At 39.6% G+C, this 13,784-nt stretch carries 14 protein-coding genes and 5 tRNA genes; all 19 read right to left on the bottom strand.

Annotation, left to right across the window (positions count from 1 at the left end):
* Nucleotides 1-112 precede the first annotated feature (112 nt).
* Nucleotides 113-481, bottom strand: coding sequence for a 50S ribosomal protein L7/L12 (gene rplL, locus QQK02_RS12380; protein ID WP_284208365.1), 369 nt, complete (start codon nucleotides 479-481; stop codon nucleotides 113-115).
* Between the two features lie 108 nt (nucleotides 482-589).
* Nucleotides 590-1,084, bottom strand: coding sequence for a 50S ribosomal protein L10 (rplJ, locus tag QQK02_RS12375; RefSeq protein WP_284208364.1), 495 nt, complete (start codon nucleotides 1,082-1,084; stop codon nucleotides 590-592).
* A gap of 262 nt (nucleotides 1,085-1,346) precedes the next feature.
* Nucleotides 1,347-2,042 carry a 50S ribosomal protein L1 gene (rplA, locus tag QQK02_RS12370; protein WP_284208363.1) on the bottom strand — a complete coding sequence of 232 codons (696 nt, stop codon included), beginning with the start codon at nucleotides 2,040-2,042 and terminating at the stop codon, nucleotides 1,347-1,349.
* 4 nt (nucleotides 2,043-2,046) lie between these two features.
* On the bottom strand, nucleotides 2,047-2,475 hold the full coding sequence (rplK, locus tag QQK02_RS12365; RefSeq protein WP_284208362.1) for a 50S ribosomal protein L11: 429 nt from the start codon (nucleotides 2,473-2,475) through the stop codon (nucleotides 2,047-2,049).
* Between the two features lie 217 nt (nucleotides 2,476-2,692).
* Nucleotides 2,693-3,265 (bottom strand): transcription termination/antitermination protein NusG, encoded by a 573-nt coding sequence (nusG, locus tag QQK02_RS12360; RefSeq protein WP_284208361.1) that lies wholly within the window; start codon nucleotides 3,263-3,265, stop codon nucleotides 2,693-2,695.
* Nucleotides 3,266-3,267: 2 nt separating this feature from the next.
* Nucleotides 3,268-3,648, bottom strand: coding sequence for a preprotein translocase subunit SecE (gene secE / locus QQK02_RS12355; protein ID WP_284208359.1), 381 nt, complete (start codon nucleotides 3,646-3,648; stop codon nucleotides 3,268-3,270).
* A 76-nt stretch (nucleotides 3,649-3,724) separates the two neighbouring features.
* Nucleotides 3,725-3,801 (bottom strand) — tRNA-Trp (locus tag QQK02_RS12350).
* Between the two features lie 137 nt (nucleotides 3,802-3,938).
* A complete protein-coding gene (locus tag QQK02_RS12345; RefSeq protein WP_284208358.1) occupies nucleotides 3,939-4,181 on the bottom strand; it encodes a TIGR02922 family protein in 243 nt (80 codons plus the stop codon).
* Nucleotides 4,182-4,593: 412 nt separating this feature from the next.
* Entirely contained in the window at nucleotides 4,594-5,778 is a 1,185-nt protein-coding gene (tuf, locus tag QQK02_RS12340; RefSeq protein ID WP_284208357.1) for an elongation factor Tu, read from the bottom strand.
* Between the two features lie 70 nt (nucleotides 5,779-5,848).
* A tRNA-Thr gene (locus QQK02_RS12335) sits at nucleotides 5,849-5,924 on the bottom strand.
* A gap of 16 nt (nucleotides 5,925-5,940) precedes the next feature.
* Nucleotides 5,941-6,015 (bottom strand) — tRNA-Gly (locus QQK02_RS12330).
* Nucleotides 6,016-6,047: 32 nt separating this feature from the next.
* A tRNA-Tyr gene (locus QQK02_RS12325) sits at nucleotides 6,048-6,132 on the bottom strand.
* Nucleotides 6,133-6,158: 26 nt separating this feature from the next.
* A tRNA-Thr gene (locus tag QQK02_RS12320) sits at nucleotides 6,159-6,234 on the bottom strand.
* 109 nt (nucleotides 6,235-6,343) lie between these two features.
* Nucleotides 6,344-7,126, bottom strand: coding sequence for a type III pantothenate kinase (locus QQK02_RS12315; RefSeq protein ID WP_284208356.1), 783 nt, complete (start codon nucleotides 7,124-7,126; stop codon nucleotides 6,344-6,346).
* Nucleotides 7,123-8,088 carry a bifunctional biotin--[acetyl-CoA-carboxylase] ligase/biotin operon repressor BirA gene (birA, locus tag QQK02_RS12310; protein WP_284208355.1) on the bottom strand — a complete coding sequence of 322 codons (966 nt, stop codon included), beginning with the start codon at nucleotides 8,086-8,088 and terminating at the stop codon, nucleotides 7,123-7,125. The genes QQK02_RS12315 and birA overlap by 4 nt, the downstream gene beginning before the upstream one ends.
* Nucleotides 8,082-9,125 carry a UDP-N-acetylmuramate dehydrogenase gene (murB, locus tag QQK02_RS12305; RefSeq protein ID WP_284208354.1) on the bottom strand — a complete coding sequence of 348 codons (1,044 nt, stop codon included), beginning with the start codon at nucleotides 9,123-9,125 and terminating at the stop codon, nucleotides 8,082-8,084. The genes birA and murB overlap by 7 nt, the downstream gene beginning before the upstream one ends.
* Nucleotides 9,126-9,152: 27 nt before the next feature.
* Nucleotides 9,153-11,312 (bottom strand): GumC family protein, encoded by a 2,160-nt coding sequence (locus QQK02_RS12300; protein ID WP_284208353.1) that lies wholly within the window; start codon nucleotides 11,310-11,312, stop codon nucleotides 9,153-9,155.
* Complete coding sequence (locus QQK02_RS12295) at nucleotides 11,309-11,836, bottom strand: polysaccharide biosynthesis/export family protein (protein WP_284208352.1); 528 nt, start codon at nucleotides 11,834-11,836, stop codon at nucleotides 11,309-11,311. Before QQK02_RS12295 ends, QQK02_RS12300 begins: the two co-directional genes overlap by 4 nt.
* On the bottom strand, nucleotides 11,823-13,022 hold the full coding sequence (locus tag QQK02_RS12290) for an outer membrane beta-barrel protein (protein WP_284208351.1): 1,200 nt from the start codon (nucleotides 13,020-13,022) through the stop codon (nucleotides 11,823-11,825). The genes QQK02_RS12295 and QQK02_RS12290 overlap by 14 nt, the downstream gene beginning before the upstream one ends.
* Between the last annotated feature and the right edge of the window lie 762 nt (nucleotides 13,023-13,784).

Raw genomic sequence — 13,784 nt, 5'->3', positions numbered from 1 at the left:
TATAATGCACTGTTTTCGTGTAAAAAAAAACCACTTTATTTAGCGCAAAAAGGCCGGTGATAAAAAATCACCAGCCATTGCCTGTTAGGCAGCTAATCTGTTGATATACAGATTATTTGATCTCAACAGAAGCACCAGCTTCTTCAAGATCTTTCTTAAGAGCTTCAGCTTCTTCTTTAGAAACGCCTTCCTTAAGAGCTTTTGGTGCAGCTTCAACTAATTCTTTAGCTTCTTTTAAGCCAAGACCAGTTGCGCCACGTACTGCTTTGATTACAGCAACTTTCTTCTCACCGAAGCTAGCTAATACTACGTCAAACTCAGTTTGCTCTTCAGCAGCAGCACCAGCGTCACCGCCAGCAACAGCAACAGCAGCTGCAGCAGATACGCCGAACTTCTCTTCCATTGCTTCGATTAATTCAACTACGTCCATTACTGACATTTCAGCAATAGCATTTAGGATATCGTCTTTAGAAATAGACATTATTCAATTTCCTGTTTTTGATAAACAACCAATTAGTGGGTTGTTTGAAATAACTATAAAATACAAAAAGTGCGAGTTGGTCTCTTATATACAAGAGGATAACAACTATTATGCAGCTTCTTGCTCTTTCTGATCGCGAATTGCTGCAATCGTACGGGCAAGCTTGCCTGCAGATGCTTCTTTCATAGCGCTCATTAAACGTGCAATTGCTTCGTCGTAAGTTGGTAGCTTAGCTAACATGTTTACGTCTACTGCGTTACCTTCAAATGCTGCTGCTTTTAATTCAAAGTCTTCGTTCGTTTTAGCGAAGTCTGTGAATAAACGCGCTGCTGCACCTGGATGCTCGTTTGAAAATGCAATTAATGAAGGACCAACTAGTGTTTCAGCAACACATTCAAAGTCAGTACCTTGTAAAGCACGACGTGCTAATGTGTTACGGACAACTTTCATCCATACGCCATTTTCACGTGCCTGTTTACGTAAAACAGTAATTGCTTCAACTGTAATACCGCGAGAATCCGCGATTACAGCTGACTGAGCGCCATTGGCAGCTTCTTGAACTTCAGCAACAATTGCTTTTTTGTCATCAAGATTGATAGCCATTGGCTTTAACTCCTGGTTCAACCGGAAAAAATCCGGTAATTACAACTCCGTAAACAAAACTGCTTACGGCCATTACGGCGAGAGCCAGAAATCCTAAGGAAATATCTGGGTAATCACCATCTACGTAGGAAAATTAAGGGGTGTTACAGAAACAACCCACCTACGGTCTTTGACGGGACTGTTTAAAAAACGAGTTTATAAACAGTTCCTACCAAAAATAAGGGGCGAAATTATAGTTTAATAATTCACCCCTGTAAAGGTCTTAAAGATTTAAAGTACCTTGATCTACGGTTACACCAGCACCCATAGTCGTTGATACAGAAATCTTCTTAATGTATTGACCTTTAGCATTAGCTGGTTTTGCTTTCTTAAGCGCTTCCAATAATGCTTCTAAGTTCTCTTGTAACTTAGCGTCTTCGAAATCAACCTTACCGATTGTAGTATGGATGATACCGTTCTTGTCGTTACGGTAACGAATCTGACCAGCTTTTGCGTTGTTAACAGCAGTTACTACGTCAGGAGTTACAGTACCAACTTTCGGGTTAGGCATTAAACCACGTGGGCCTAAGATTTGACCTAACTGACCTACAACACGCATTGCATCTGGAGTAGCAATAACAACGTCGAAGTCCATTTGACCAGCTTTAACTTGTTCAGCTAAGTCATCCATACCAACTACGTCAGCACCAGCTTCTTTCGCTTTTTCTGCGTTTGCACCTTGAGTGAAAACAGCAACGCGAACGTCACGACCAGTACCGTTAGGTAGTACAGTTGCACCACGAACGTTTTGGTCTGATTTACGAGCATCGATACCTAAGTTGATTGCAACATCTACACTTTCACGGAATTTAGCAGTTGCCAATTCTTTTAAAAGAGAGATTGCTTCGTTGATTTCATAATCTTTTAATACGTCTACTTTTTCACGAACTAGACGAGCGCGCTTTGATAATTTAGCCATTCGATTAACCCTCTACCACTAAGCCCATTGAACGAGCAGAGCCCGCGATAGTGTTAACACCAGCGTCGATGTCGCCTGCTGTTAAATCTGGTTCTTTCATCTTAACGATTTCTTCAAGTTGAGCACGTGTAACAGTACCAACTTTCTCAGTGTTAGGACGACCTGAACCTGACTTGATGCCAGCAGCTTTCTTAAGTAAGTAAGAAGCAGGTGGAGTCTTAGTTTCGAACGTGAAAGAACGATCATTGTATACAGTAATTACTACTGGTACTGGAGCGCCTTTATCTAAAGCGTCTGTTTTTGCGTTAAACGCTTTACAGAATTCCATGATGTTCACACCGTGTTGACCTAATGCAGGACCAACTGGTGGTGACGGATTAGCTGCACCAGCAGCTACTTGTAGCTTGATTAAAGCTTGGACTTTTTTAGCCATCTTTAAAGATTCCTATGTTTGGGTAATAACGCTAGTTCTTATGAACACGACACCAACTTATGTAAGTAAGTGTTAGCTCCCCGTTAGATTGAAAATTCCGTTTATTTGAAGACTTTTCGGTGCCCCAAATAAAAACGGTAGCGGATTATAAAATAATCAACACTACCGTTTCAAGTAATAATTTTAGTTTCTGTTCTATTTTAACAAAAAAGTAAAATTATCCTTTTTCAACTTGTGAGAATTCTAGGTCAACTGGCGTAGAACGACCGAAAATAAGGACCGATACTTTGATGCGGTTTTTCTCATAATCAAGTTCTTCAACAACACCGTTAAAGTCAGCAAATGGTCCGTCAATAACACGGATAACTTCACCCACTTCGAACAGTGTTTTAGGTTTAGGCTTGTCAGTTGAATCTTCTAAACGCTGTAAGATACGGTCAGCTTCACGTTGTGTAATAGGTGCTGGACGATCTGAAGTACCACCAATAAAACCAAGAACACGTGGCACGCTTTTCACTAAATGCCAAGCTTCTTCATCCATCGCCATTTCAACTAGCACGTAGCCAGGGAAGAATTTACGTGCACTTTTACGCTTTTGACCAGCACGCATTTCTACTACTTCTTCAGTAGGTACAAGTACTTGACCAAACTTATCTTCTAAGCTGTGGATTTGAATATGTTCAAGCAATGTTTTCTGAACACGTGCTTCATAACCAGAAAACGCTTGTACAACGTACCAACGTAGCTTTGGACCAGTAGTTTCTTCTGTGAAAGATTTTTCTTCAGTCATGATTACACCGACACCCCAGTAATTAAACCAACTAACCACATAAGTATTGAATCAAGGCCCCATAAGATCAATGCCATTACTAATGTAGCAACAAGAACAATACCTGTTGTTTGAATAGCTTCTTGGCGTGTAGGCCAAACAACCTTACGAACTTCAGTTCTTGATTCTTTAGCAAATCCAATAAAGGTACGGCCTTTTTCCGTTTGTGCTGCAATAAATGCTGCAACGGCAACCGCTACTACTACGCCGACTGCACGTAATAATACTGACTCATTACCAAAATAATAGTTACCAAAAACAGCACCCGCTAAAATTAGGAAAGTAATTCCCCACTTTATTACGTCGAGCGAACTACCAGTTTGGTTTTCCGTACTTGCATTCATATATATTTGACCTGTAAATCGTATTTAGCAATTTTAGCTATTCAGTTTAGTCACTAATGCCACTAAACGATAAATTTGGCAGGGGTAGAGAGATTCGAACTCCCAACCGTCGGTTTTGGAGACCGCTGTTCTACCAATTGGAACTATACCCCTAAATTTATTTACACTTGTCGGGTGGTTCTTGTTTGTTTGGGATTTAAGAATAACTCGAGAAGTGAGGACGGTATTATACTGGCTAAAAACATTAACTCAAGTTGAATTTAAGCCGAAGAATAAAATTATGTTTTTGATTATAGTAAAAGGCTTATTGCAGTAAAATCATTCACACTTGCATGAGTAAACGGCGTAACGCGATCACCCATTTTATTTAGAGTATTAATATTACCTTCGCAAACAGCGATGATCGATTTCCCTTGCTTAAACGAATCAGGAATAACCACTCTACCATTCTTGCTGATATCAAAGGTTTGGCACTGCGCTTCGAGTTCAAGCGAGGTGTCTGAATAATAAATGACGGTAATGATTTTTTGCATTTTATACTTCACTAATGTAATGCCGTCCTTGCTATTTAATTTTTCCTTGCAGCAATCTGCAAGGCACTTAACGACAGAACAACCAGCGAAGTAAAACGTTTCACATCCATATACATGCACTTTACAGCTCAACAAATATGTTAACGAACTGGTCGACATTATAACGATAAGGCAACAACAAGGAAGAAAAATGAAAGTTAGTGAGTTTTTCACTAAACGCATGAGTTAAATCTAAAACACAAACATACTGTGACGACAGCCCCACTTTTTATAAAACACCAGAGATGAAGTCATTTAGCCCTAAAAACAAAAAGAGCGCCGAAGCGCTCTTTTTTAAGTTCTCATGTGAACTAAAGCTCGATATGACCACCATGGATGGTGGAAATTCAAATAATGCAGGAGCAATTATTTGTTAGTCGATTACTTTAGATACAACACCAGCACCTACTGTACGGCCACCTTCACGGATTGCGAAGCGTAAACCTTCGTCCATCGCGATTGGGTTGATAAGCTCAACAACAAACTTAAGGTTGTCGCCTGGCATTACCATTTCTACACCTTCAGGTAACTCTACAGCACCTGTGATGTCAGTTGTACGGAAGTAGAACTGTGGACGGTAACCTTTGAAGAATGGTGTATGACGACCACCTTCATCTTTAGTTAGTACGTATACTTCTGATTCGAACTTAGTATGTGGGTTGATTGAACCTGGCTTACATAATACTTGGCCACGTTGTACTTCATCACGCTTAGTACCACGTAATAAAACACCACAGTTCTCACCTGCACGACCTTCGTCAAGAAGCTTACGGAACATCTCTACACCAGTACATGTAGTCGTTGTAGTCTCTTTGATACCTACGATTTCTACATCGTCACCTACTGTGATGATACCGCGCTCTACACGACCAGTTACTACAGTACCACGACCTTGGATTGAGAATACGTCTTCGATTGGTAAAATGAAGTCACCGTCGATTGCACGCTCTGGCTCTGGAATGTATGTATCTAATTCGTTAGCAAGTTCTAAAATCTTCTCTTCCCATTGTGCTTCACCGTTAAGTGCGCCTAATGCTGAACCAGCAATGATTGGTAAATCATCACCTGGGAAGTCGTATTCTGAAAGAAGTTCACGAACTTCCATCTCTACTAATTCTAATAACTCTTCGTCATCTACCATGTCACATTTGTTCATGAATACGATGATGTAAGGTACACCAACCTGACGTGATAATAAGATGTGCTCACGTGTTTGTGGCATTGGACCATCTGTAGCAGCAACTACTAAGATTGCGCCGTCCATTTGTGCAGCACCTGTAATCATGTTTTTAACATAATCGGCGTGACCTGGACAATCTACGTGTGCGTAGTGACGTGTTTCTGTATCGTACTCGATGTGAGAAGTATTAATTGTAATACCACGCTCACGCTCTTCTGGAGCGTTATCGATTTGTGCGAAATCACGAGTTTCACCACCGAAAGTCTTTGTTAATACTGCAGAGATAGCAGCTGTTAAAGTTGTTTTACCGTGGTCAACGTGTCCGATAGTACCAACGTTTACGTGCGGTTTCGAACGTTCAAATTTTTCTTTAGCCACTTTTAAATACCTTAAGTTAAAGTTTAGTTTAAAAAGTTTAGTTAAAGATAGAAGGATAGGTTTGTCGAAATGGTGCTAATAGGCAGATTCGAACTGCCGACCTCACCCTTACCAAGGGTGCGCTCTACCAACTGAGCTATATCAGCACATTATTCACAAAATTGGAGCGGGTGGCGGGAATCGAACCCGCTTCATTAGCTTGGAAGGCTAAGGTAATAGCCAGTATACGACACCCGCTAAGCTATCAGACTATCTCTGCAAATAAAAAATGGTGGAGGGAGGTGGATTCGAACCACCGAAGGCGGAGCCGTCAGATTTACAGTCTGATCCCTTTGGCCACTCGGGAACCCCTCCGATACTTTATATAAAAGTAGTATTAATGGTGCCGACTGCCGGAGTCGAACTGGCGACCTACTGATTACAAGTCAGTTGCTCTACCAACTGAGCTAAGTCGGCACTACATTAAGTGGAGCGAATTCTAGTGTAATGCTAAGGGCCTTGCAATAGGTAAATAGAAAAAAGTTTAGCTTTTTAATGTTTTGTTGCTTTTTTAACCTGTTTTGGATTATTTCGTAGCACACTTTTGATATGTGTTAAGGCCGTGGAAGACTAAATTGTCAACGACCTGATATTTACCAATCACTTGTAAGCCTGATTGTTGGCGATATAACTTAGCGAGCTCGGCTCCGTTACCGCCAGTAAATATTATTTCAATCGACAATTTGATTTTATCTGAAGCTAAACTTTGATTACTTCCTAACGTGCGAATTGCTTGTTCAATTAAGCCAATGCTTGCAGCCCAACTTGCTTGATTGACATTGTCAGCAGTATTTAGGCCAAACGCTATTGCCTCAACGGGTTTAAATGTTGAGCTAACCTGTGCTGTTTTTTCAATAATAGCGTCGTGGATTGTTTTAACTCCAGGCAGAATCCAACCACCTAAATGCTTTTTATTTTTATCAATCACATCGATTGTCGTTGCCGTACCGGCATCAACCACGATCAAGTATTTATTAGGCACCAAACACTGTGCACCTATAATCGCAAGCCAGCGATCAACACCCATTTGCTGATAATTGTCATAACCACAAATAACACCATTGGTTTCTTTCTGAGTTTGTGCTCGCACAATCGTTATTTGGTGCTTGTAGGCAACCTGTTCGATAAGCTCAAGTAATTTATTGTCGGCAACGCTTGACACAATAACTTCGATTTCATTTGAGAAAAGGAGCGCTAATTGCTCAACGTTAATCTCGTCATTATTAATGGATTGACTCTTGGTAAAGCCATTTTCAGTGTGCCTAACATACTTGAGACGTGTATTTCCTATATCAATCAATAAGGTCATCCATTACCTCTCAAGCTTACTTCGCCACCATAAATACTTTGTACAACACCATTCACTTCAAGTTGCAGTGCACCATTGCTGTCAATCCCACGACAAATACCTGTTGTTTCTTTATGGGCAGATATTATTTTTACTGGTTGATTAATAAAACAATCATATTTTTGCCATAGCGAAAGCATATCAGTTAGTCCTCTCTGGCTATGCTCTTCAATCCTGTTATCAAGACATTGAATCAGCTTAGCAGCCATTAAATTGCGATCAACACCACGATAAAACTGATTAATCGCACTCCAAGGTTGATCTATTAATTCGGCACTTTGCTCTGGCATATTAATATTTAAACCAATACCAATAACAGCATGACTAGGCTCCAACGGTTGACCTTCAAGTTCAATTAAAATGCCGGCGAGCTTCTTGCCCTGCCAGTAAATGTCGTTTGGCCACTTAAGCTCAACATCTATTCCTGTTATTTCTCTTACTGCATCATGTATTGCCAAAGCAACAGCTACGCTCAAACCCATCGCACTATTGAGGCCTTGCTCAAGTGCACAATACATTGAAAGGTATAGATGACTGCCAAACGGTGACACCCATTGTCGACCACGACGGCCACGGCCATCACTTTGATATTCGGAAAGACACACGTCACCATGCTTCACATTATTTGGGATCTTGCGCATTAAAAAGCTGTTGGTGGAGTCGATAATGGCGTGACAGTCAACAGAGTGAATCATGCCATTAGCTTTTAAATGCTGCTCAATAACCTGCTTATCGAGAAGTGTTAGAGGTTGAGATAATTTATATCCTTTACCTCTGACGGAATAGATATCTACACCCATTTCTTGAATAGCTTTAACATGTTTCGCTATAGCAGCACGAGTAACACCAAATTGTTGCCCTAGTTCCTCGCCAGAAATAAACTGGCCTTGGCTCAGCACTTTTAGTATTTGCTCTCTTAACATAACGGTGCCACATCAATAGCACTAAAAGGTTGTTCGCCACGTGAGCTAACTAAGCGCACTTCTGGCTCAATATACACAGCAAATTTTTTATGCACTTCAGACTGAACAAATTTTGCCAAGTGAATAATATCACTACCGGTTGCATTACCTTTATTCACAATAACTAGTGCTTGTCGATCATGAACTGCAGCACTACATTGTGTAAATCCCTTTAAACCCGCTTGGTCAATTAACCAGCCAGCAGCCAATTTGCTATTGCTCTCGTCAACTGGATATACAGGCATATCAGGGAAAGTGCGTTGTAGATTGCTTACTGTTTGATTACTCACAACAGGGTTTTTAAAGAAGCTACCTGCATTGGGTAGTGTTTCAGGATTAGGTAGCTTGAGGTTTCTCACTTCAATGACTTTTTCCATGACCTGTTTTGCGGTGACATTCGTTGGTAACGTTTGTAATTCACCATATTCTATTTGAGCTTGCCATTTTTTCGGAAAGAAAAATGATACCTTGGTAATAATGCCCTTATTATAACCATCATGTTTAAAAAGACTGTCACGGTAACTAAACTGGCATTGCTCATTACTAAACTGTGTTGCGCATTGATTCAACATTGAAAACCAAGTGACACCTGTGCAATACATGGAAATATCTTTGCCATAAGCACCAATATTTTGAACCGGTGCGGCGCCAACAGTGCCAGGTATGAGAGCTAAGTTCTCAAGACCTTTGATGTTTTGTTCAATGAGTGAAATCACCAAATTGTGCCAATTTTCACTGCCACCTGCTTCAACAATAAAGCCTAATTCAGTTTCTTGTATTTCTACCCCGTAAAAGCGAGGAGCCACTATAACCGGAGCAAGTTCTTCACAAAAAAGAGTATTACTGCCATCACCTAATAAATAGTATGTTTGGTCTTTCAATAATTGAGACAAAGCAACGAGATCATCGTCTGATGATGGAAAATAGATATGTGGCGTTTTACTTTCTACAGCAAAACTATTAGCAGTTTTGAGAGAATAATTAGAATGTGATTTCATGGTTTGTCGATGTAACAATAGCCTTGGTTAGGCTTGACGTCTAACCGGTAGTTTAATGATATTTGCTGGGTGGTTATAATACTTGTTATGGTATTTGGTTGTATCAATATTTTCACTATTATTAATTACTACACCATCAATTGGCGCACTAACTTGTTTTAACGTGCGTAATCCAGCAGATATTTCATCTCGCTTAGTTTTTCCACCATGAACAATATAAATAACACTGTCTACATTACGTGAAATAATAACGGCATCACTCACCGCATTGACTGGTGGCGTTTCTATAATAATACGATCATAAAAATTGCCGAATACTTTGATCAACATGCCAAATCGTTTCATTGATAAAAATGCTAGTGGGTTACTCGGCGTTATACCTGAAGTTAGAATATCAAGCTTCACATGATCATCACGAACAATACACTCATTTATTTCGTGGGTCTTAGCTAATAAATTAGATAAGCCAGGTCGATTACTATCTAAGCATAAACTTTTTGCTATCGTTGGATGACGCATATCGCCTTCGATCAATAATACTTTTTCCATTTCACTAAACGAACGCGCTAATTCAAGTGCGACGGTAGATTTACCTTCGTTAGGCACTGATGAGGTAATCGCAATAATTTTCGGTGGTGCTTTCTCTTTTCTAAATAACAATGCGGTGCGCAATGAACGTACAGCTTCGACAAAGCGATTATCTTGGTAGTACTTATTCTTTTCTTGGGCACTCTTATCCAGCTTAAATTTAGGTAAAATAGCTAAGACCGGTGCTTCATGGAAATTATCTAACTTACGGCGGGAATTAAGGGTATCAATCAATAATTCTCTCATAATGATAATAATTGAAATAAAGATCACAGACAGTACAACAGCAACAATAATCGCAAGTACTTTATTTGGCTTGAACGGGCTCTTAGGCACAACAGCTTTATCAATAAAGCGGACATAGAAATTGGTTTTATAGTTACCCATCGCATCGGCTTCTTTTAGTCGAATAAGATAATTACTATAAAGCTCTTTATTGGTATCAACTTCACGTTGCAGTTGCGAGAATTTATTCTCTAATCGGCTAAGTCGTAAGAAATCCTGTTTTGCGGCTTCTAATCTAGCCTGCGTGGCTGTTGCCTTTTGCTTTGCAGAAAAATAATCTTTTGTCAATGCTAAAACAACATTGTCAGTATGTTCAATAATTCGCGCTTCTAAACTGCTTATTTCAGCGTTAATCGCGATCATTTTTGGATGTTTAGGACCATAACGCTTAGACAGCTCAGAATGCTTTCGATTAACAATTTCTTCTTGGCCTTTCAAACCAATATACAAATCATCATTACTTACTTCCGGTAACTCAGTAAGTTGCTGGAGATTACCAGTATTCTTTTGAATGTAGTCGTAAGTAACTTTTAAATCATCTTCTTTTCTTGCTGCCCGAATAGCTTCTGACGTTAACTGCGTTAGCTCTGAACTCACTAGACCTACGACACCATGAATATCAACAATTTGTTCATTTTCTCTAAACTGCTGGAGCGCAAACTCTGATGATTCTAATTTTTTACCCAGTTCTTCTAATTGATCAACTAGCCACTGAGATGTTGATTCCTTAGATGCGGTATGAATTTCATCTTGATATTGCAGGTAGGTAACACCTACTTGGTTGGCAACTCTCATGGCCAATACAGGATCGTATGCTGAAAAGCTTATTTTTACTAATTCAGTTTTAGCCATCGGTGAGATGGCTAAACGTGATTGAAACGCCTTGACAACAGAACCAATAGAGCGTTTTTGTTTTAGTGCTTTCTCATTCTGCCACGGTAAGACTTTCTTATATTTTTGTCCTGAAAACTCTTCATTTTCAGTAAGGTTCAAACGGGCAATGACACGTTCAGCAAACTTTCTGGATTTTAACAACTCAAATTGAGTTTGAATTTGCTCTGCAGAAGCGCTTGATTCATTAAATGCATTATTGATCGACAAAGTATTCGCAGGTTTATTAGTACCAATCAATAAAATGGCAGACGCGCGATAGGTAGGTTTTAATAAAGACACATAGACAGCCACCATTAACGTAATTAATAGCGTACAAAAAGTGATAACCCAACGGCGATTCCAAAGCGGTCGTAGCACTTCCGCTAACGAAACATCATCGTCTTGTATTTGCACTGGCTGTTGTGGGTCTAAATGATTCAAAAGAAGCTTTGCCCTATTTTAACAATGTCATCAGGTAGTATCTCCGTTGCAATATCTGCGTCGATAACTATAGCTATACCATTTACCTTACGGGTGATCTTCCAATCAGATTTTGATGCGCGATTAGTCAAACCACCCGCTAATGCAAGTGCCTTATCTAATGTTAAATCAGGCTGATATGGATAGCCCCCAGGTACATTTACCTGTCCATGTATAAAAAACGGCCGATAAGAAATAATCGAGACAGAAACCTGAGGATCAATTATATAATCGCCACGTAATCCATCATCAATGATCAATTCAATCTCTTCCGTTGTTTTTCCTGATATTTTAATGTCATCAAGAAACGGGAAAGAGATAATGCCAGATTTATCGACTTTTGCTCTAGTGCGTAAATCCGGCTCACCGTACACTTCTATTAAAACAGTATCACCGGCACTTAATACGTAATTTTGCCCGAATACTGGTGCTATAAGTACAAAGTATAGAAGAAATACACTGATTAAAAAGTTAAATCGCAACATTAATACCTAATACGATATGGTTCTTATCAAAGTCTAAATTTTCCTCTGTTGAAGACAGCCTCAAAAAGTTATCTTTTATGTAAATAGAGAAAAAATGATTTACATTATAACTTATTTTTGCTCCGGCTAATAGATAGTCATCTAGGCGTGAATAAGTTGGAAAAATAGCCTCTTCTTCTGTATAGCCTACATAAAAATTTGCTGAAAATTGATCAGTAAAATCATGAGTTAACGTCGCCAAAACATTTTCTACTATACGAAACCTATCTTCGGTTTGTGTTGCATCTACAACTCTTCGTCGCGCATTAACATTAATTTCTGTAAATTCTGTTGGGCTCCACAACGCATCTAATTCCCAACGGGTAACTTTATCGTCATCTAATAAATCGCTATCAAAAGATAGCTGTTGAACACCCGCATAAGCTTCCATTTTAAAGAAAATAGAGTGGCGCCATTTAGCACCGAGTAACAATGCCAAGCTATCTCGATCAGCACCTACTGACTGATCATAGCTAAGTTGCTCATATTCACTCTTCACAGACAAGTATGTCTTACCTGATGCTAGATAGTCAAAATGGCCTTGAATGTATTGAGCCTTCACATCAAGCATTGATGAAATATCTCGGCGTGTTTCGTATTCAAAACCACGTTGCCCCACTAATATTTCAGCCCTAGCTACTGAAGAATCACTACCATAACGAAAACCAGCATTAGCAAAGTAATTACTTTTTTCGTCACCTACTGTAATGTTATCAATATCCCCTTGCGATAGACCTTCACCAGGGTATTCATAGGCATTTCTATACATGGCAGATAAAAAGAGACTTTGATTAGACGTGATCTTATATTGGTATTTACCAAGCGCATTAATATTGGTGTGATCATTATCGTCAATATCTAATAGTGATAAATGGTTAATATTCACTTTTGCTTGAAGCAAGCTTTTATCCCATAACGCTTGAACCCATAAATTAGGTTGTAGAGAAATGGTCTGGCTGTCGTCGTCGTTTTCGTCAAGCGTAAAATTTGAAAGTGTTCCATACTCCGCCGCGAAATCAACATCTAGCGCGTTGCCTTCTATATACTCAAAGTTCAAATTATAGAAATCGATTTCATGACTAGGAGCAGCCGCAAAAACGTTAAAACAAAGAAATGGAAATAAAAGAGATAATTTTTTTAAGCGCATAACATCATTAATTATTATTATTTTAAATTTATGTTAACTGCTTTAACTAGAGACTTAAACTTATTTATAGTCTACAGAATTTAAATCGGAACTTTATTAGCATTAAAATAGATTATCACCCCTTGAATCGTTGAACATAGCGACGTTGAATAATAGCCAAATTACTGGGCTATGTTGGTTTGAAAAGGCCTAACAAAAAGCCACTTTGTGTTACTCAAAAGAGATTGCGGCCTACGCCACAATGACTGGCAGAGACTGAGTCATAGCGACGAAGGTCAGTATCTCTGTCTATCAACCCCATGAATACAAGATTGAGGCCTGCGCCACAATGACTGGCTGAGGCTGAGTCATACCGACGAAGGTCGGTATCTATTGGTCATACTGACGAAGGTCAGTATCTCTGTCTATCAACCCCGTGAATACAAGATTGCGGCCTGCGCCACAATGACTGGCTGGGACTGAGGCCTGCGCCGCAATGACAAACTATAACCGAGTCATACTGACGTAGGTCAGTATCTCTTTTTTAAAATCCCAGACGCAAAAAAGCCCGCTCAATGAGCGGGCTTTCTAATGGCGATGATGTTCATGGATGAACGTCTTTATCGACCATAATAGGTGTCTAGCAATTGGCTTACAGTTCGCAGAGCTCACTGTGAAAAAACGGGCAAAGCCAAACTATTGGCTTTTGCTATTTACGTTTTTCCTCTACTGACGTAACAGGACTTACTAATGTCGCGATGCCAAGGATGGCAGGGAGCGACC

Source organism: Thalassotalea eurytherma, assembly GCF_030161415.1.
Classification (GTDB): Bacteria; Pseudomonadota; Gammaproteobacteria; order Enterobacterales; family Alteromonadaceae; genus Thalassotalea_G; species Thalassotalea_G eurytherma.
This window is presented reverse-complemented; position numbering and strand designations above follow the sequence as displayed.

Bases quoted from the DNA above. Each gene is read 5' to 3' on its own strand.
- rplL (WP_284208365.1), bottom strand. From the start codon at position 481: ATGTCTATTTCTAAAGACGATATCCTAAATGCTATTGCTGAAATGTCA.
- rplJ (WP_284208364.1), bottom strand. From the start codon at position 1,084: ATGGCTATCAATCTTGATGACAAAAAAGCAATTGTTGCTGAAGTTCAA.
- rplA (WP_284208363.1), bottom strand. From the start codon at position 2,042: ATGGCTAAATTATCAAAGCGCGCTCGTCTAGTTCGTGAAAAAGTAGAC.
- rplK (WP_284208362.1), bottom strand. From the start codon at position 2,475: ATGGCTAAAAAAGTCCAAGCTTTAATCAAGCTACAAGTAGCTGCTGGT.
- nusG (WP_284208361.1), bottom strand. From the start codon at position 3,265: ATGACTGAAGAAAAATCTTTCACAGAAGAAACTACTGGTCCAAAGCTA.
- secE (WP_284208359.1), bottom strand. From the start codon at position 3,648: ATGAATGCAAGTACGGAAAACCAAACTGGTAGTTCGCTCGACGTAATA.
- QQK02_RS12345 (WP_284208358.1), bottom strand. From the start codon at position 4,181: ATGCAAAAAATCATTACCGTCATTTATTATTCAGACACCTCGCTTGAA.
- QQK02_RS12315 (WP_284208356.1), bottom strand. From the start codon at position 7,126: ATGACCTTATTGATTGATATAGGAAATACACGTCTCAAGTATGTTAGG.
- birA (WP_284208355.1), bottom strand. From the start codon at position 8,088: ATGTTAAGAGAGCAAATACTAAAAGTGCTGAGCCAAGGCCAGTTTATT.
- murB (WP_284208354.1), bottom strand. From the start codon at position 9,125: ATGAAATCACATTCTAATTATTCTCTCAAAACTGCTAATAGTTTTGCT.
- QQK02_RS12295 (WP_284208352.1), bottom strand. From the start codon at position 11,836: ATGTTGCGATTTAACTTTTTAATCAGTGTATTTCTTCTATACTTTGTA.
- QQK02_RS12290 (WP_284208351.1), bottom strand. From the start codon at position 13,022: ATGCGCTTAAAAAAATTATCTCTTTTATTTCCATTTCTTTGTTTTAAC.